This window comes from Bordetella genomosp. 11 (assembly GCF_002261215.1).
GTDB lineage: Bacteria > Pseudomonadota > Gammaproteobacteria > Burkholderiales > Burkholderiaceae_B > Bordetella_C.
The window spans coordinates 4,250,777-4,268,115 of the sequence record NZ_NEVS01000004.1; the positions used below are offsets into that span (position 1 = coordinate 4,250,777).

Genomic DNA, 17,339 nt, shown 5'->3' on the forward strand with positions numbered 1-17,339 from the left:
GCGTGCTTCGCACGCCCGGACACGCCAGAGCTTGCAGGGAGCGCAGCCATGACCGACCGCCGCGACGACGATTTCCGCATCCGCCCGACCCCTCCAAAGGCCCCGAAGAGCCGGGGCCAGAGCTTCATCACCAAGGTGCTCCAGCAGACCGGCAAGGCCAGCAGCGGCAAGTCTTCGGTGCGCAGCTCGGCATCGGCTGGCGGCGGGAAAACCACCGGCCAGCGGCCCGGCTCGCGCTTGGGGCGCGGCCATACGACGGCGCGGTTTGCGGGCGCGAAGCTCACGCCCACGTCGCGGCGCGTGACCATCAAGACGCTGTTGGTGAACCAGCGCCAAGCCAGCCCGCAATCGCTCGCCAAGCACCTGCGTTACATCGAGCGCGACGGTGTGGGCCGCGACGGCGAACCAGGCCGGGCCTATGGGCCACAGACCGACGAAGCCGATCTCGATGCCTTCAAGGAACGCTGCGCCGATGACCGGCACCATTTCCGCTTCATCCTCTCGCCCGAGGACGGGGCTGAGCTGGAAGACCTGCGCACCTACACCCGGCACCTGATGGGCCGTATGGAGGCCGACTTGGGCACGCAGCTGGAATGGGTTGCCGTCGATCACTGGAACACCGACAACCCGCACACCCACCTCGTTGTGCGCGGGCGCGACGACACGGGCAAAGATCTCATCATCGCGGGCGACTACATCGCCGATGGGTTTCGGCATCGCGCGGCCGAGCTGGCGACCGAATGGCTTGGGCCGCGCACCGAGCTGGAAATCGAGCAGACCTTGCAACGTGAGGTGGAGCAGGAGCGGTGGACGAGTCTGGATCGCACGCTACAACGCGAGGCCGGCGACGATGGTCGGGTGCATATCGAACGCTTCAACGAACCTCCGTTGCAACGCCAGCGGCAATTCCTGGTGGGCCGCTTGCAATGCTTACAGCGCATGGGCCTGGCCGATGAAATGCAGCCTGGCACTTGGGCCGTTCACGCCGACGCTGAAAAGACCTTGCGCGCCTTGGGCGAGCGCGGCGACATCATCCGTACCATGCAGCGGGCCATGAACGGCGAGCCACGCGAGCTGGCGGTTTTCGAGCCGGGCGATGATGGCCGTACCATCGTCGGCCGCGTGGCCGCGAAGGGACTCGTCGACGAGTTGCGCGACCGGGGCTATCTGGTCATCGACGGGGTGGACGGCAAGACTCACTACGTCGCGCTCAACGCCCGTGACGAGCAGGCAAACTATCCGACGGGCGCCGTAGTTGAAGTGAAAGGGTCGGCGGACGTGCGTGCGGCCGACCGCAACATCGCCGCGCTGGCGAGCGATGGCCTGTACCGCGCCGATCATCACCTCGCCATCGCGCAGGGTCAGGCCGTGCGGGGCCGCGATCCGCAGGAAGTTGTTGCCGCGCACGTACGGCGGCTGGAAGTTCTGCGCCGGGCGGGCATCGTGGAGCGCGCGGCCGAGGGCTTATGGAAAGTGCCTGATGACCTGACCGAACGCGGTCGCCAGCACGACGCGCAGCGGATGGGCGGAGTGGCCGTGGAGTTGAAATCGCACCTGCCCATCGAGCGGCAGGCGCGCGTGATCGGCGCCACTTGGCTCGATCAGCAATTGCTCGGCGGTGGCTCAGGGCTGGGCGACCTAGGCTTTGGCGGCGAGGCCAAGCAGGCAATGCAACAGCGCGCCGACTTCCTGGCCGAACAGGGGCTGGCCGAACGGCGTGGACAGCGCGTGATCCTCGCCCGGAACCTGCTGGGCACGCTACGTAATCGGGAACTGGCGCAGGCCGGCAAGGACATTTCCGCCGACACTGGTATGGAACATCGTCCCGTGGCCGACGGCCAGCGCGTGGCCGGCATCTATCGGCGCAGTGTGATGCTGGCCAGCGGGCGCTTTGCCATGCTCGATGACGGTATGGGGTTCAGCTTGGTGCCCTGGAAGCCAGTAATCGAAAACCGGCTGGGGCAGCACATCGCTGCGAACTTGCGCGGCGGGCGGGCAGACTGGGTGGTCGGACGAACTCAAGGGAGATGACCAGGTCGCAGGCGAAATCACGGATCTGAGATTGGTGATCGTTTCGGGCGTTCAATGGACTTTCGGGGTACTTGATTTTCTTGTTTTTTCTGCGGCGCACCTAATTCAAACAGGCGGACGTGTTGAAACCATGAGAGCGTGGGCGGTTTGCTGAAGATCGATTCAGTACGCCCCAGCTTTTGCGCGAGGGGCGCAGCATCCGTGTCTACATTCATGTCGGTGATGTTGTGTATCACAGACATTCCATTGACTGATATAGCCTGGTAGCGAATGATCCGTATCCAGACGCGAGGTACGGTTTTTCTCCGACATAAGGCCCGTCATCGCGTCCAGAAAAGCACGCGGCGTGGCATCGCCAGCGCGCCGTGCACCCACAGCACAACAAAGGAGACGCCCATGCATGAATGCCCCGTCACCGTCTTTCCACAGCAGATCCGCTGGGAAACCGACGGCACCAGCCGCATCCCGTTTCAGGCCTACACCGACGAGATCCTGTATCGCAAGGAACTGGACCGGCTCTTCTACCGCAACCATTGGAACTACGTTGGCCTGGAGGCCGAGATCCCCAACCCCGGCGACTTCAAGCGCACGGTCATCGGCGAGCGCTCGGTGCTGCTGGTGCGCGACAAGGACGGTTCGATCCATGTCGTCGAGAACGTCTGTGCGCATCGGGGCATGGCCTTCTGCCGCGAGAGGCATGGCAACCGCGAAAGCCTGACCTGCCCCTACCACCAGTGGAACTACACACTGTCTGGCGATTTGCAGGGCGTGCCGTTTCGCCGCGGCGTGAAGCAGGATGGCAAGGTCAACGGTGGCATGCCGGCAGACTTCAATCCAGCCGACCACGGTCTGACCAAGCTCAAGGTGGCCACGCGAGGCGGTGTTGTCTTCGCGTCTTTCGACCATGACGTGGAGTCGCTGGAGGACTTCCTCGGTCCGGTGATCCTCGGCTACTTCGATCGCCTGTTCAACGGCCGCAAGCTCAGGATCCTGGGCTACAACCGCCAGCGCATCCCCGGCAACTGGAAGCTGATGCAGGAGAACATCAAGGATCCGTACCACCCGGGCCTGCTGCACACCTGGTTCGTCACCTTCGGGCTTTGGCGCGCCGACAACAAGTCGCAGATGCTGATGGACGCGCGCCATCGCCACGCCGCCATGGTCTCCAGGCGCGGCGCCTCCGGCAAGGCCGAGCAGGTCACGCAGGTATCCAGCTTCAAGGACAGTATGCAGCTCCATGACGCACGCTTTCTGGACATCGTCCACGAGGACTGGTGGGGCGAGCCGACGGCGGTGATGATGACCGTGTTCCCGAGCGTTATCTTCCAGCAGCAAGTCAACAGCGTCTCCACGCGCCATATCCAGCCCGACGGGCATGGCGCCTTCGATTTCGTCTGGACGCATTTCGGCTTCGAGGACGACAACGAGGAGATGACACAGCGCCGCCTGCGCCAAGCCAATCTGTTCGGCCCGGCCGGCTTCGTCTCGGCCGACGACGGCGAGGTCATCGAATGGTCGCAGGAAGGCTTCGAGACCAAGCCCAGCCACCGCACGCTGGCCGAGCTGGGCGGGCGCGAGGTGGGCGACACCGACCACATGGTCACCGAGACGCTGATCCGGGGCATGTATGAATATTGGCGCACGGTGATGGAGGCTTGATCATGCAGTTCCCCCACTATTTCGAGCTGACCCAGCTCTATGCCCGCTATGCTGCCACGCTCGACGCCGCCGACTGGGAAGCCTGGCCCGAGTTCTTCACCGAAGCCTGCGTCTACAAGCTGCAGCCGCGCGAAAACCATGAACGCGGCTTTCCGCTGGCCACGCTGGCCTTCGATAGCAAGGGCATGCTCAAGGACCGCGTCTACGGCATCCGCGAGACGCTGTTCCACGATCCCTACTACCAGCGCCATGTGGTCGGCGCGCCCATCGTGCACCGGGTGGATGCGGACGGCCGCATCCACAGCGAGGCCAACTATGCGGTGCTGCGCACCCGACTGTCCAAGGAATCCACGGTGTTCAATGTGGGCCGCTACCTCGACGAAGTGGTGCGCACGCCCGAGGGCCTCAAATTCGCCAGCCGCCTCGTGGTCTACGACAGCGAGATGATCCCCAATTCGCTCATCTACCCGATCTGAAAGCACTGCCATGACGACCGACAACCTGAATTGGACGGATGCCGCCGCGCGGGACGAGGTGCCCGAGGGCGATGTGATCGGCGTGGCCGTCGCGGGCCACGATATCGCGCTGTACGAGGTCGGGGGCGAGGTATTCGCCACCGACAACCTCTGCACCCACGGCCATGCGCGGCTGTGCGACGGCTTTCTGGAAGGGCACGAAATCGAATGCCCGCTGCACCAGGGCAAGTTCGACGTGCGCAACGGCCGGCCGACCTGTGCGCCCGTGACCGAGGCCGTGCGCAGCTACCCCGTGAAAATCGAGGGCGGCCGCGTCTGGCTGGCCCTCGACTGAACGCCGCCCACCACCCACAAGGAGACCCGCATGAACGCTGAGCGACCTGCGGTCGCGGCTGCCGCATGCCCGATCGCCACCATCGTGATCGTCGGCGCCGGCCAGGCCGGCGGCTGGGCCGCCCATGGCTTGCGCCAGGAAGGCTTTGCCGGCCGCATCGTGCTGATCGGCGATGAGGCCCATGCGCCGTACGAGCGCCCGCCGCTGTCCAAGGCCGTGCTGGCCGGCGAGGCCTTGCCGGACAGCACCCGGCTGATGCCGCCGCAGGCCTTCGAGGCGCTGGCGCTCGACTGGCGCCCCGGCGCCACGGTCCGCCGCATCGACCGCGCTGCTCGGCATGTCGTGCTGGCCGGCGGCGAGCGGCTGGCCTACGACAAGCTGATCCTGTGCACCGGCGGGCGCGCGCGCACCCTGCCGCTGCCTGGCGCCGATGCCGCCGCCATCCATACGCTGCGCACCATCGACGACGCGCTGGCGCTGGCGCCGCTGCTCGCCCCAGGGCGCAGCGTGGCGGTGGTCGGCGGTGGCTGGATCGGGCTGGAAGTGGCGGCCACGGCGCGCAAGAAAGGCGCCGCGGTCGTGGTGCTCGAAACACAGACACGCCTGTGCGAACGCACGGTGCCACCCGAGGTGTCCGCGCACCTGCTGGCGCTGCACCGCGCGCAGGGCACCGAGGTGCTGCTCGGGGCCAGGGTTGCGGGCTTTGCGGCCAATGCCGATGGGCGCGCACAAGTCCTGCTGGCCGATGGCGGCGCACTGCGCTGCGACACCATCGTGCTGGGCGTGGGCCTGGTCCCGAACGATGAGCTGGCGCGGGACGCGGGGCTGGCCTGCGACGGCGGCGTCATCGTCGATGCGCGCTGCCAGACCTCCGATCCCGACATCCTGGCCGCCGGCGACGTGGCCGTCGCGCCCAACCCCTGGGCCGGGCGCCCGTTGCGGCTGGAGTCGTGGCAGAACGCACAGGAACAAGGCATTGCCGCCGCGCGCTCAGCCCTCGGCATGAAGGTCGATTACCAGCCGCTGCCCTGGTTCTGGTCCGATCAGTACGGCATGAATCTGCAGATCTATGGCCTGCCCAGGCCCGGACACCAGGTCGTCACCCGCGGCGACCCAGGCGCGGGCAGCGGCCTGCTGCTCTATCTGGCGGGCGACGTGATCGAAGCCGCCATCGGCATCAACGCCGCGCGCGATCTGCGCTTTGCGCGCCGGCTGATCGAGCAGCGCAAGAACGTCGATGCGGCCCGCCTGGCCGACTTGGGCACGCCGTTGGCCAAGCTCTGACGGCACGGCCACCCGTTGCAAGAAATTCAAGGAGACAAAGCCATGCGTCACATCGACGTTCACCAACTCGCGGACGATGCCCGCTTCAACCGCTTCCACGGCCTCGTGCTGTTCTGGTGCGCCCTGATCATCATTTTCGATGGCTATGACCTGGCGGTGGTCGGCATCGCACTGCCCTCCATCATGAAAGACCTGGGCGTGGACCCGACGCAAGCCGGCCTCATGGTCAGCTCGTCCCTGTTTGGCATGGCCTTTGGCGCCGTCTTCCTGGGCGCGGTAGCCGACCGCATCGGCCGGCGCTGGTCCATCGTCATCTGCATCACCTTGTTCAGCCTGTTCACGGCGGCGGCGGGCCTGACGCGCGATCCGCTGCTGTTCGCCGCCTCGCGCTTCCTGGCCGGCCTGGGTATCGGCGGCGTCATGCCCAACGTGGTCGCCCATATGACCGAGTACGCGCCTAAGAAGGTGCGCGCCACGCTGGTCACGCTGATGTTCAGCGGCTACGCCGTCGGCGGCATTCTGGCGGCGCTTCTGGGCAAAGGGCTGATCGAGAGCTACGGCTGGCAGTCGGTATTCTTCGCCGCCGCGCTGCCGATGCTGCTGATCCCCTTCATCCTGAAGTCGCTGCCCGAGTCCATGCCCTTCCTTCTGGCCAAGGGCCGGCACGAGGAGCTCAAGCGCATCGCCGCACGCATCGAGCCCGGCTACCAGCCGCAGGACTCTGACCATCTCACCGTGCCGGCGCGCGACAAGGCACAGGGCGCGCCCACGCGGCAACTGTTCGCCGAGGGCCGAAGCTGGAGCACTCTGATGTTCTGGATAGCCTTCTTCATGTGCCTGTTCATGGTTTATGCGCTGAGTTCCTGGCTGACCAAGCTGATGGCCGGTGCTGGCTACAGCTTAGGCTCGGCGCTGACTTTCGTGTTGGTTCTCAACGTCGGTGCGATCGTCGGCGCGGTGGGCGGCGGCTGGCTGGCTGACCGCTTTCACATCAAGACCGTATTGGCGTCCATGTACGCGCTGGCTGCGGTGTCTGTCAGCCTGCTGGGTTTTGCCATGCCGCAGGAACTGTTGTTCATCGTGATCGCCCTTGCAGGGGCCTCAACCATTGGCACACAGATCGTAGCCAACGCCTACACCGGGCAGTTTTATCCGATGGCGATCCGTTCCACCGGTCTGGGCTTTGCGCTGGGCATCGGCCGCGGTGGCGCGATCCTGGCGCCCATCGTCATCGGTGTGTTGGTCAGCCTACAACTGCCTCTGCAGCAGAACTTCTTTGCCATCGCCATCCCCGGCGCCATCGGCATGTTGGCCGTGCTGCTGATCGACCACGGCAAGTCCGCATCGGTACAGCATGCAGCCCGTGAGGCCGCAGCCCGAAACGCGCGCGCCGCCAACGCCGGATCCCTCATCCCACCCCCTAAACCTTAAAGGAAAACTCCATGACCACCACATACCTTTGGACCCCGCCTCCTGTCTACTCACTGCCCGTGCGTGGCCGCAGCGAGCGCCTGCCGATCCAGCGCCTGTTCTTCGTCGGGCGCAACTATCACGCGCATGCGGTCGAGATGGGCCGTCCGGTCGACAAGTCGGTCGAGGTGCCGTTCTACTTCACCAAGGCCCCGTCCACGCTCGTCGAATCCGGTGCCACCGTGGCCTACCCGCCCGGCACCAAGGACTATCACCACGAGATGGAGTTGGTGCTGGCCATCGGTGCGCCCGGCTTTCGCGTCAGCGAAGCCGATGCGCCCAGCCTCATCTACGGCTACGCCTGCGGTTTGGACATGACGCGTCGTGACTTGCAACTCGTGGCTCGCGAGAAGGGCCGCCCCTGGGACCTGGGCAAGGACGTGGAACAGTCGTCCATCGTCTCTGAGATTGTGCCCATGCCGAAAACGGTATTGAGCCAGGGAGACCTGTCCATGTCGGTCAACGGCAAAGTGCGGCAGAAGTCCGACCTGTCCAAGCTGATCTGGAATATCCCCGAACTGATCGCCGACCTGTCCAAGTTCTACCACCTGCTGCCCGGCGACCTGATCTTCACGGGAACGCCCGAGGGCGTCGGCCCGCTGCAGCCGGGCGACCGCATCGACGGCCAAATCGAAGGCGTGGGCGGGATTGTGCTGAACGTCGGTGCCGCCGAATGACCGTGAACTGAAACAAGAAGACCCCACCATGACCATCGATCTGACACCTTCCCCCGTGCGGCTGCACGCAGTCGCTGGCCGCGGGCAACCCGACCCGTCTCCCGCGTTGGAGCAGCTGTACCGCGGCTTCGAGCAGGAGCTGCTGGTGCCGCTGTGGACCGAGATCGGCGACCTGATGCCGAAGCACCCGAAGTCCAAGGCCGTCCCACATCTGTGGCGCTGGGACCGCCTGAAGGCGCTGGCTGCGCAGGCCGGCGAGATCGTGCCGGTGGGCCGTGGCGGCGAGCGTCGAGCCATCGCGCTGGCCAACCCGGCGCTCGGCGGCCGCCCCTTCGCCACGCCCACCCTGTGGGCGGCGATCCAATACCTGATGCCGGGCGAGGATGCACCGGAGCACCGCCACACGCAACACGCCTTTCGCTTTGTGGTGGAGGGGGAAGGCGTCTGGACGGTCGTCAATGGCGATGCGGTGCGCATGTCGCGTGGCGACTTCCTGCCGCAGGCCGGCTGGAACTGGCACGCCCACCACAACGCAGCCACCGCGCCCATGGCCTGGATCGATGGCTTGGACATCCCGTTCTCGTACTACACCGAAAGCCAGTTTTTCGAGGTGGGTCGCGAGAAGATCACGCCGGCTGAGCGCACCACGGCCGAGCGTTCGTACTCCGAGCGGCTGTGGGGCCATCCAGGCCTGCGTCCGGTCTCAAGCAAGTCGGCCTTGCCCGCCACGCCACTACTGGCCTACCGCTGGGTTGATACCGATCGAGCGCTGGCCGATCAACTCGCGCTGGAGGCCGAAGGCCAGGCCGGCACGGTGAGCCCCGGCCACGCGGCCGTGCGCTTCACTAACCCCTCAACAGGCGGCGATGTACTGCCGACAATGCGGACCGAAATGCACCGCGTGCGCGCAGGCGCTTCGACACTGACGCATCGCGAAGTGGGCTCGTCGGTGTTCCAGGTTTTTGATGGCGGTGGCACTGTCACCGTGGGTGAAAACACCTGGGAGGTGACGCGAGGTGATCTGTTCGTGGTGCCGTCGTGGCAGCCGTTCACGGCAAGGGCGTCGGACGCCACGGCGCTGGACTTGTTCCGCTTCAGCGACGCGCCGATCTTCGAGGCGCTCCACGCGCACCGCAGCCAGGTGCTTGGTTGAGCGTGCAGAGCGCATGCAAATCACGCCCCTCTAATCCCATCCACACCGTTCCAGAAAGCCACCGCCATGCCTGACTATATCTGTTCACGTTCCATCGCCCGCGCGCTTGCGATGTGCGCGTTCGCCTTCGCAGTTGCGGCGCACCTGCCCGCCGCCGTGGCTCAGACCTACCCGATCAAGCCGGTGCGCTCGGTAGCACCGTACTCGCCGGGGAGTGGCCCCGACGCAGTAATGCGCATCCTCGGCGAGCGCTTGTCTCGCAACTGGGGGGCAGCAGCTCGTCATCGACAACAAGCCAGGTGCCAACGGCTTCATCGCGATCGGTGACGCCAAGCGCGCAGCGCCCGATGGCTACACGGTGCTTCAGGTGGATAACACCCACATGGCTTTGCAGCCGCATCTGTTCAAGCAACTGCCCTATGATCCAGTGAAGGACTTCGAACCGGTCGCACCTGTCTATTTCACGAACTTCTTTGTCGTCGTGGCCGCCAATTCGCCGTGGAAGGATGTAGGCGATTTGATCAAGGCGGCTAAGACGGCGCCTGGTGACATCACCTATGGCTCCTGGGGCATCGGCAGCGTAGCCCACGTCGGCGCAACGATGCTCGAAGCAGCAACTGACACGAAGATGACGCATGTGCCTTTCAAGGACATGGGCAACGTATACACCTCGGTCGCTACGGGTGACATCAAGTGGGCCTTCGGTACGGCGGCGACCGCCGGGCCGATGTTCCAGGCGAAGAAGGTCAAGTTCCTGGCGTTCGCCGCACCCAGGCGGCTGCCGGGTTACGCCGATGTCCCGACGGTCAGCGAGGCGGGCGGCCCGGCTGGATTCGAGGTGAAGACTTGGGTCGGCCTGTTCGCGCCCACTGGTACGCCGAAGGCGACAATCGACAAGCTCAACGCCGACGTCGGCAAGGTGCTGGCGACCGCCGAGGTTAAGGATCGCTTGGCTACCTTCGGCTTCGAGCCTTACATCGGCCCGCCGAGTGAACTCACCAAGGCCATGGAACGCGATTCGCGCATGTTCAGCGACGTCGTCAAACGCGCCAAGATCTCTCTGGACTGATGGACCTGTGACCATGAAGCTCTACACCTTCTTTCGCAGCGGCACCTCGCACCGCCTGCGCATCGCGCTGAACCTGAAGGGCCTCCGCTACGAGCAGGTCGCAATCGACCTGCGGCGCGAGGAGCATCTTGCCGACGCCTTCAAGGCCATCAACCCGCAGCAGTTCGTGCCCGTGCTCGAAGCCGATGGCCACCGCATGACACAGTCGCCGGCCATCATCGAGTGGCTCGAAGAGCGACATCCGAACCCACCGCTGCTGCCCGTCGATGCTGGCGAGCGAGCACACGTGCGTGCTCTCGCGGCCATCGTGGGCTGCGACATCCACCCGGTGAACAACCGGCGCATCCTGGAGGCGCTGCGCCATCGCTTCGGAGCGGACGAGGCGGTGGTCAACGACTGGTGCGGCACCTGGATCAGCGCGGGCTTCGACGCCATCGAGGCGCTGCTGGCGGCCGATACGCGGCGGGGTGACTTCTGCTTCGGCAACAGCCCCACGCTGGCCGATGTCTACCTGGTGCCGCAGGTCGAGAGTGCACGCCGCTTCAAGATGGACATCGGGCGCTGGCCGCTGGTGCAGGCGGTCGATGCAGCCTGTGCGCAAATGGAGGCGTTTCGCAAGGCGTCCCCAGGGGTGCAGCCGGACGCTGGCTGAGGGCTAAAAAGCTCTCAGTCTCCCTGCATGTAGAACGCCTCGGCATAGATGTGCGCCGCTTCCATGCCTTTGCTGCGCATCACCACCATAGCGGTTTCCACCATCGGTGGTGAGCCACGCAGGTAAGCGCGCCATCCGTGCAGGCTGGTATGGTCTTGGGCAATCGCCTGAGTAACCAGGCCCCGGCGCTGCGTCGCCGAGTTCGCGCCTGATGCGACGACCACATGAACCTTCAGCGCGGGATACGCTCGCTGTAGATCGGAGAGCCAATCCATGCCGTATAGCTCGCGCGGTGACCGCACGCCGAAATACAGATGGACCGGATTGAGCATCTTGGCCGCAACGGCGCCGCGGACTATCGATAGGATGGGTGCCAGTCCCGTGCCACCGGCCACGCACAGCGTCGGGGCGTCATGCTGGTGCCGCAGGTAGGCGGCACCCAGAGGACCACTGACTTTCACGACATCGCCAACGCGGAGGCTGTTAGCAACATAGCTGCTGACCCTGCCGTTGGGGATGTGCTGCACGTGGAACTCCAGCAGTTCGTCGTCGGAGATGCCGGCCATTGAATACGGTCGCGTGTGCGTCGGCGTGAACGCGATCTGCGCATACTGTCCAGGTGAGAACGCCATTGGCTTGGTAGGCTTAATCAACAACCGGATGATGTCTTGAGCGATCGGCGCGACGTTGACAACTGTGGCCTTAACGATGCGCGCGCGGTGCACTACCGCTTCGTTGGGCGCGGGTACCTCGATCGTGCACGGCTCGGTCAAATAGGTCTGGCATGCCAGGACGGTACTGTCCATGCCGTCTACGGGCCGTTGTTGCTCACGACCAACATCCAGCACCTCACCATCGAGTACACGGCACCGGCAGATTCCACAGCGTCCGGATAAACAGGAATACGACATCGGCACCTGCGCCGCGCGCAGCGCTTCGAGCAGGTTTGCACCTGGCGTGACTCTGATCACATGATTGAGAGGCTGAACGAGGATATCCATGAATGGTGGCCTGAAGGCACTGTCGCAGATTGTGCCAAATAATCACCATTTACAATAACATTCATTCTTCATATCATTCATAGTGATGGAGTGCGGCAATGGAACTGTCGGACATCGACTTGAACCTTTTGGTCTTGTTTCAGCAACTCATGGTGGAGCGGCGTGTATCCAAGGTGGCCGAAAACATGGGCCTAACTCAGCCCGCGGTCAGCAATGCGCTCGCCAAGATGCGCCGCATCTTCGGCGATGAGCTGTTTGTTCGCACGCCCAGCGGCATGGTGCCCACTTCGTTCGCAGAGCAACTGGGCGAGCCTGTGGGATATGCACTGGGTATGATCCACAGCAGCTTGAACCAGGGGACGCAGTTTGAACCTGCCAGTTTGAAGCGAACCGTCACGATCGGCATGACTGACATCGGCGAGATTGTCTTTCTGCCGGCGCTGATCGAGCGGCTGGGGCGCGAGGCGCCTGGCGTGGTACTGAACACCGTGCGGAACACCGCAGTGAACCTGCGCGACGACATGGAAGCCGGCAAGGTGGATCTGGCTATCGGGCTGCTTCCACAGTTGAAGGCCGGCTTCTTCCAGCGGCGCCTGTTTCGTCAGCGCTATGTGTGTCTGTTCCGACGCGGACATGCTCTGGACCGTCCGCGCCTGACGCTGGCTGACTACAAGACCGCCGAGCATCTGGTGATCGTGTCGGCTGGCACAGGACATGGCAAGGTGGACGAGCTGATCCAGAAAGCGGGCATCGAGCGTGTGGTGCGGTTGACGGTGCCGCACTTCGTGAGCGTGGGCCATATCCTGCAGCGCTCTGCGCTGGTCGCCACCGTGCCCGAGCGCCTGGCGCAGACGCTTACCGATCCGTTTGGCTTGACGCTACGCACGCATCCGGTCAAGCTGCCCGATGTGCCGATCAATGTGTTTTGGCATGCCAGGGTGCACCGTACGCCAGTCAACCAATGGCTGCGCGGCATGGTGTTCGAGTTGTTCGGGGCGGATACCACGCGCGAGTCTGCCGCAGCGTAAGACGAGCGCGCTGATGTCACCGTTTCCCGGATGCCCAGCGGGCGCGGGAGTCCGGTCGCTTGGCCACGATCTGAAGTCGGGGATCATGATGTGCGTGGCAATGCTTGCCATCACCGCGACAACCAACATCGTCAGTAGCACGACACGCGGCTGGATCCACCATCCCGGGATCCAACACGGCCACCTGTACGACGTTGGATGAGGTATTGATGCAACGCCATTCCTATCAAGAGACGGTAGACAGCGAACATCAGCCAACCGAACGAATGCGTACTCGAGATTTTCAAGGTGCTCGACACCTTGGACCCAAGCCTAGCCATCTTGGAGCCTCTGCAACCACCGAAGGCGTCGTGCACAGATGGGATCACGTGGGCGCGAGTGGCGCCCAACGATGCCGTCGCAGCAAGCCTGTCAGCGGTACCAACGCCATCAGCAGGCGCCGATTCCCATGCAGACCGAAGTTTGGGGCGCTCCAATTGAATCCGTATCTGCGAGTGCTCCGAACGCGGCGCACCGGTGACTTGTTGGCTCGCAGCATCGCGCCACCCGCCTGTGGCCAGGAGGTTTTTCCGTCAGATCGTCACGCACAGCCGCCCGAATCTAGTTGCGGGCATATCACCGTTGGTTATGGCCAAGGGAATTAGTTTCACTACCGACACAGAGCAGGCATCCCTAGACTGCGGCGCACACACACGAGCGCGTATCGACTCACGCAGACCACAGGACAAGCCTCCATGCGCCATAAGCCCAACTTCCTCCTGATCACTACCGACCAGCAGCGCGCCGACCACCTCGGCTGCTACGGCAACCAACAGGTACGCACCCCCCACCTCGACGCACTGGCAGGACGTGGAACACGCTTCGAACGCATGTACGTCGCAACGGGCGTGTGCATGGCGAATCGAGCGTCGTTAATGACTGGCCGCATGCCATCAGTGCATGGAACGCGCTGCAATGGCATTCCACTGGCACGCAATGCCACCACCTTCGTGGATTTGCTGCGCGACGACGGCTATCGAACCGGTCTGGTCGGCAAATGCCATCTTCAGAACATGACCGACATGCCGGCTGAAGCACCACGTGATCCGGTGCCCGATGGCATGCAGGCCCCCCAGGACGCGCATGCGGATGCCATTACCTCGCGCTGGAGCGAAGGCGGCTACGAACAGGAGATGGTTCGTCGCTGGCGCACCGACCCGACACACCGCGTGCAGACCCCCTACTACGGCTTCGATCACGTCGATCTATGCACGATGCATGGCGACATGGTCGAAGGCGACTATGCGCGCTGGCTGGGCGAGGTGGCTGGCGACATTGACCGCCTCCGTGGGCCTGGGAACGCGATTCCCGATGATCGGTATCCGGCACCACAGGCTTACCGCACGCGGGTGCCGGAGCACCAGTACCCCTCGGCTTGGGTAGGCGACAGGACCTTGGCGTTCCTGGACGACGCAGCGCGACGCGAGCAACCCTTCTTCTTGCATTGTTCCTTCGCCGACCCGCACCATCCCTTCACGCCCCCCGGCAAGTACTGGGATATGTATGACCCGGCGCAAATGGTTCTGCCGCGCTCCTTCTATCAAGCTGGCGACGACTCCTTTGCACCCGTGGCGACATTGCATCGCGAACGTGCAGAAAGAGTGGGGCGCATCCATTCGACAGTGAGCTTCGCAGCCCATGAACGTGAGGCAAAGGTTGCGCTGGCGTTGACCTACGGGATGATCACAATGATCGATGACGTCGTGGGCCGTATCTTCGCGCAGCTGAAGAACCTGGGGCTTGACGACAACACGATTGTGATCTTCACCAGCGACCACGGAGATTTCATGGGTGACCACGGTCTGCTACTGAAAGCGGCGCTGCACTACCAGAGTCTGGTACGCGTGCCCTTCATCTGGTCTGATCCAGGCACGATATCTTCGCAAGCCAAAGTCGATTCGACGCTGGCGCTGGCCTCAACCATCGATATACCCGCTACGATCCTGGCCAGGGCCGGCTTGGCCCCCTTCTACGGAATGCAAGGGCGAGATCTGCTGCCGGTGCTCTCAGAACACGGCAAGGCAGGCCGGGACGCCGTGTTGGTGGAGGAGGATGGCCATGCACCGACGTTCGGCCTCAAGGTACCCGTTCGTGCACGCACAGTCATCACCGATACCCATCGGCTCACGACCTACGACCAACCCTACTGGAGCGAGCTGTACGACCTGCGTAAGGATCCGGATGAGAGCGTCAACCTGATCGACGATCCGGCGCATGCCAGTGCGCGCGCCGCCCTGTTCGAGACACTGGCGCGCGAACTCATGCTGGCCGACGATCGATCTCCTTTTCCGATGGGACGCGCTTGACGGCGATCCTCACTCTATTGACCTCAGGAAACAAAGACATGTACGGAACGCACCTCAGTCGCCGCGGCCTGCTTTACGCAGCCGCCACGGCCATCACCACTGCGGCGCTGTCGCTTTTTTCCGCCACCGCAGCCGCGGCCGAATTTCCGAGCAAGGCCATTACGCTGATTGCCCCTACGGTCCCCGGTGGGGCAATGGATGCCGTGGCACGGCTGATCGCGCAGAGACTCGGTCCTCGGCTCGGCCAGTCTGTCGTCGTTGACAACCGGCCGGGGGTGGGAGGCACCCTGGGGGTCGCACAGGCCGCCAAGGGGCCAGCCGATGGCCACACGCTCGTCATCGTCGCGGACTCGTACCTGACGGTTTCGCCGCGCTTGCTTAAGGGTGCGGCCGCACAGACCTTCAAGGATCTGGTTCCGATCATCGAGCTGGGAGCATCGCCGATGGTGCTGGTCGCGCACCCCTCGCTGAAGGTCGCCACGATGGCGGAATACGTGGCCAAGGCGCGCGCCCAACCGGGAAAGATCGCCTACGCTTCGGCGGGCCTCGGGTCACCCCACCATCTGAACATGGCCCTGCTTGAGCAGCAACTCGGACTCAAGCAGAATCATGTCCCCTATAAAGGGGGGCCGCAGGCCTTCAACGACGTGCTGGCTGGGCATGCCGACCTGATGTTCATCGTGATGAGCACGGCAGAGCCGCACATCAAGAGCGGTGCACTGGTTGCACTCGGTGTGTCGGGCGCCAAGCGGTTGACGGACTTTCCGTCCATACCGGCGATCGCGGAGGTGGCCCCAGGGTACGAAAGCGAGTTCTGGTTCGCTGTTTTCGCCCCTCCCGGTACACCGCCTGCCGTGGCACAGCGCCTGAACCGCGACATCGCCGCGGTGCTCTCCGAGCCGGAGGTCGTCAAAGGCATGAAGTCTGTAGGCATGGGGGCTGTGCCGGATACCAGCTCAGCGGCGCTGGCCCTGAAACTGCGCCGCGACGACGAAAAAATGGCCAGGCTGATCCAGAGCCTGGGGCTGCAACCGGAGTAACTCCGCTAACGCGTCCAGGCGTACAGGACGCGCCTTTCGGGCATGATCTGATGGTCGTTAGAGGATCTTTCTGATCATGAGTACGTCACCGCTTCACCACCGCATCCGCCTCAGCCAGCTTCGACTCTTGGTGGCTCTGTCTGATACAGGTTCACTGCAACGCGCGGCCGAAGCGATCCACGTGACGCAGCCGGCGGCCACCAAGGCACTGCAGCAACTCGAACAAGGTTCGGGTGAGGTTTTGGTGCAGCGCAGCGGAATGGGCAGTGTCTTGACCCCGCAAGGGGAAATACTGTGTCGTCGCGCGCGCCTGGTGTTGGCGGAGCTACAGGATGCTGAAGAAGAGCTGGGACTATGGCACAGTGGCGCCGCCGGGCACATTACTATTGGCACGCTTCCGGTCTCGACGCCGCATCTGGTTCCGCTGGCGTTATCGCAGCTCTTACAGGCTGCGCCCCGCATCACGACCACCGTGCTCGAAGGTAACTCCGACGCCATGTTCAGAGATCTCAAGGCCGGCGGCATTGACCTTCTGGTAGGGCGCTTCTACGCGGGACAGGACAAGGAACTGCGCACCGAGGCCTTGTACGAATCGGTCTTCCGGTTGGGTGTGAGGACAGGACATCCATTGACTACTCTCTCCCATCCCGGATGGAGCGACGTGCTGGCCTATCCTTGGATACTGCCTCCGACCGGTGTGCGGACGAGACCGGCGCTCGAAGACATGTTTCGTCGCGCACTGGTGGGGACACCAAAGACTCCGGTGGAATCCACGTCCTACTTGGTCATGCGTTCGCTGATGTTCAATTCAGATATCGTTTGCCCGATGCCGGTCGAGGTGTTCCAGGACGACGTAAAGTTGGGCTTGACGCAGTTGCTGCCCTTTGCTCTTGATCTCACACTACCGCCGATCAGCGTAGTGTGGCTTGGCAAGCGCTTACCCACGCCCGCCGCGCGCGCATTCATCGAGCAACTGCGCCTTGTCAGCCGTCGAATTGCCACCACGACCGTTTGATCTTCCATCATTGGCAGTGGGACGCGGACGCCCTCATCCGATGAATTGCCTAGCCTTGAATGGGTAATGACGCGGGGCCCTATCACTTCCGGTTATACGCGCAGG

The 17,339-nt window shown here is 63.8% G+C and carries 15 protein-coding genes; 14 read left to right on the forward strand and 1 reads right to left on the reverse strand.

Features of this window, described 5'->3' with window-relative positions:
* Positions 1–48: 48 nt before the first annotated feature.
* The 10 genes from CAL28_RS26715 to maiA all read left to right on the forward strand — a co-directional run bounded on the left by CAL28_RS26715 (position 49) and on the right by maiA (position 10,805).
* Complete coding sequence (locus tag CAL28_RS26715) at positions 49–2,031, forward strand: relaxase/mobilization nuclease domain-containing protein (protein WP_066126534.1); 1,983 nt, start codon at positions 49–51, stop codon at positions 2,029–2,031.
* A 396-nt stretch (positions 2,032–2,427) separates the two neighbouring features.
* Positions 2,428–3,690, forward strand: coding sequence for an aromatic ring-hydroxylating dioxygenase subunit alpha (locus tag CAL28_RS26720; RefSeq protein WP_066126536.1), 1,263 nt, complete (start codon positions 2,428–2,430; stop codon positions 3,688–3,690).
* A gap of 2 nt (positions 3,691–3,692) precedes the next feature.
* Positions 3,693–4,166, forward strand: coding sequence for an aromatic-ring-hydroxylating dioxygenase subunit beta (locus CAL28_RS26725; RefSeq protein ID WP_066126538.1), 474 nt, complete (start codon positions 3,693–3,695; stop codon positions 4,164–4,166).
* A 10-nt stretch (positions 4,167–4,176) separates the two neighbouring features.
* Positions 4,177–4,500: a non-heme iron oxygenase ferredoxin subunit gene (locus CAL28_RS26730; RefSeq protein ID WP_066126540.1), complete on the forward strand. Its 324-nt coding sequence runs from the start codon at positions 4,177–4,179 to the stop codon at positions 4,498–4,500.
* A 30-nt stretch (positions 4,501–4,530) separates the two neighbouring features.
* Complete coding sequence (locus CAL28_RS26735) at positions 4,531–5,784, forward strand: NAD(P)/FAD-dependent oxidoreductase (RefSeq protein WP_066126542.1); 1,254 nt, start codon at positions 4,531–4,533, stop codon at positions 5,782–5,784.
* Positions 5,785–5,826: 42 nt separating this feature from the next.
* Positions 5,827–7,215 carry an MFS transporter gene (locus CAL28_RS26740; RefSeq protein WP_066126546.1) on the forward strand — a complete coding sequence of 463 codons (1,389 nt, stop codon included), beginning with the start codon at positions 5,827–5,829 and terminating at the stop codon, positions 7,213–7,215.
* Positions 7,216–7,226: 11 nt separating this feature from the next.
* Positions 7,227–7,931, forward strand: a complete 705-nt coding sequence (locus tag CAL28_RS26745) for a fumarylacetoacetate hydrolase family protein (protein WP_066126548.1) — start codon at positions 7,227–7,229, stop codon at positions 7,929–7,931.
* Between the two features lie 28 nt (positions 7,932–7,959).
* Positions 7,960–9,084: a cupin domain-containing protein gene (locus tag CAL28_RS26750; protein WP_066126620.1), complete on the forward strand. Its 1,125-nt coding sequence runs from the start codon at positions 7,960–7,962 to the stop codon at positions 9,082–9,084.
* A 319-nt stretch (positions 9,085–9,403) separates the two neighbouring features.
* Positions 9,404–10,153, forward strand: a complete 750-nt coding sequence (locus CAL28_RS26755) for a Bug family tripartite tricarboxylate transporter substrate binding protein (RefSeq protein ID WP_231885968.1) — start codon at positions 9,404–9,406, stop codon at positions 10,151–10,153.
* 13 nt (positions 10,154–10,166) lie between these two features.
* The gene (maiA, locus tag CAL28_RS26760) at positions 10,167–10,805 is read left to right on the forward strand and encodes a maleylacetoacetate isomerase (protein WP_066126550.1); all 639 of its coding nucleotides are present in this window, start codon (positions 10,167–10,169) and stop codon (positions 10,803–10,805) included.
* Between the two features lie 14 nt (positions 10,806–10,819).
* Here the strand turns inward: maiA and CAL28_RS26765 are convergent, their stop codons facing one another.
* Positions 10,820–11,806: a 2Fe-2S iron-sulfur cluster-binding protein gene (locus CAL28_RS26765; protein ID WP_066126552.1), complete on the reverse strand. Its 987-nt coding sequence runs from the start codon at positions 11,804–11,806 to the stop codon at positions 10,820–10,822.
* A gap of 98 nt (positions 11,807–11,904) precedes the next feature.
* Here CAL28_RS26765 and CAL28_RS26770 point away from each other — a divergent pair, with 98 nt between their 5' ends.
* From CAL28_RS26770 to CAL28_RS26785, 4 genes are all read left to right on the forward strand, one after another.
* A complete protein-coding gene (locus CAL28_RS26770; protein WP_066126554.1) occupies positions 11,905–12,834 on the forward strand; it encodes a LysR family transcriptional regulator in 930 nt (309 codons plus the stop codon).
* A 734-nt stretch (positions 12,835–13,568) separates the two neighbouring features.
* Entirely contained in the window at positions 13,569–15,179 is a 1,611-nt protein-coding gene (locus CAL28_RS26775) for a sulfatase family protein (RefSeq protein ID WP_066126556.1), read from the forward strand.
* Between the two features lie 38 nt (positions 15,180–15,217).
* Entirely contained in the window at positions 15,218–16,219 is a 1,002-nt protein-coding gene (locus tag CAL28_RS26780) for a Bug family tripartite tricarboxylate transporter substrate binding protein (RefSeq protein WP_066126558.1), read from the forward strand.
* Positions 16,220–16,295: 76 nt separating this feature from the next.
* Positions 16,296–17,234: a LysR family transcriptional regulator gene (locus tag CAL28_RS26785; RefSeq protein WP_066126560.1), complete on the forward strand. Its 939-nt coding sequence runs from the start codon at positions 16,296–16,298 to the stop codon at positions 17,232–17,234.
* Positions 17,235–17,339: the final 105 nt, after the last annotated feature.

Coding starts and splice junctions, on each gene's coding strand:
- CAL28_RS26715 (WP_066126534.1), top strand. CDS start 49: ATGACCGACCGCCGCGACGACGATTTCCGCATCCGCCCGACCCCTCCA.
- CAL28_RS26720 (WP_066126536.1), top strand. CDS start 2,428: ATGCATGAATGCCCCGTCACCGTCTTTCCACAGCAGATCCGCTGGGAA.
- CAL28_RS26725 (WP_066126538.1), top strand. CDS start 3,693: ATGCAGTTCCCCCACTATTTCGAGCTGACCCAGCTCTATGCCCGCTAT.
- CAL28_RS26730 (WP_066126540.1), top strand. CDS start 4,177: ATGACGACCGACAACCTGAATTGGACGGATGCCGCCGCGCGGGACGAG.
- CAL28_RS26735 (WP_066126542.1), top strand. CDS start 4,531: ATGAACGCTGAGCGACCTGCGGTCGCGGCTGCCGCATGCCCGATCGCC.
- CAL28_RS26740 (WP_066126546.1), top strand. CDS start 5,827: ATGCGTCACATCGACGTTCACCAACTCGCGGACGATGCCCGCTTCAAC.
- CAL28_RS26745 (WP_066126548.1), top strand. CDS start 7,227: ATGACCACCACATACCTTTGGACCCCGCCTCCTGTCTACTCACTGCCC.
- CAL28_RS26750 (WP_066126620.1), top strand. CDS start 7,960: ATGACCATCGATCTGACACCTTCCCCCGTGCGGCTGCACGCAGTCGCT.
- maiA (WP_066126550.1), top strand. CDS start 10,167: ATGAAGCTCTACACCTTCTTTCGCAGCGGCACCTCGCACCGCCTGCGC.
- CAL28_RS26765 (WP_066126552.1), bottom strand. CDS start 11,806: ATGGATATCCTCGTTCAGCCTCTCAATCATGTGATCAGAGTCACGCCA.
- CAL28_RS26770 (WP_066126554.1), top strand. CDS start 11,905: ATGGAACTGTCGGACATCGACTTGAACCTTTTGGTCTTGTTTCAGCAA.
- CAL28_RS26775 (WP_066126556.1), top strand. CDS start 13,569: ATGCGCCATAAGCCCAACTTCCTCCTGATCACTACCGACCAGCAGCGC.
- CAL28_RS26780 (WP_066126558.1), top strand. CDS start 15,218: ATGTACGGAACGCACCTCAGTCGCCGCGGCCTGCTTTACGCAGCCGCC.
- CAL28_RS26785 (WP_066126560.1), top strand. CDS start 16,296: ATGAGTACGTCACCGCTTCACCACCGCATCCGCCTCAGCCAGCTTCGA.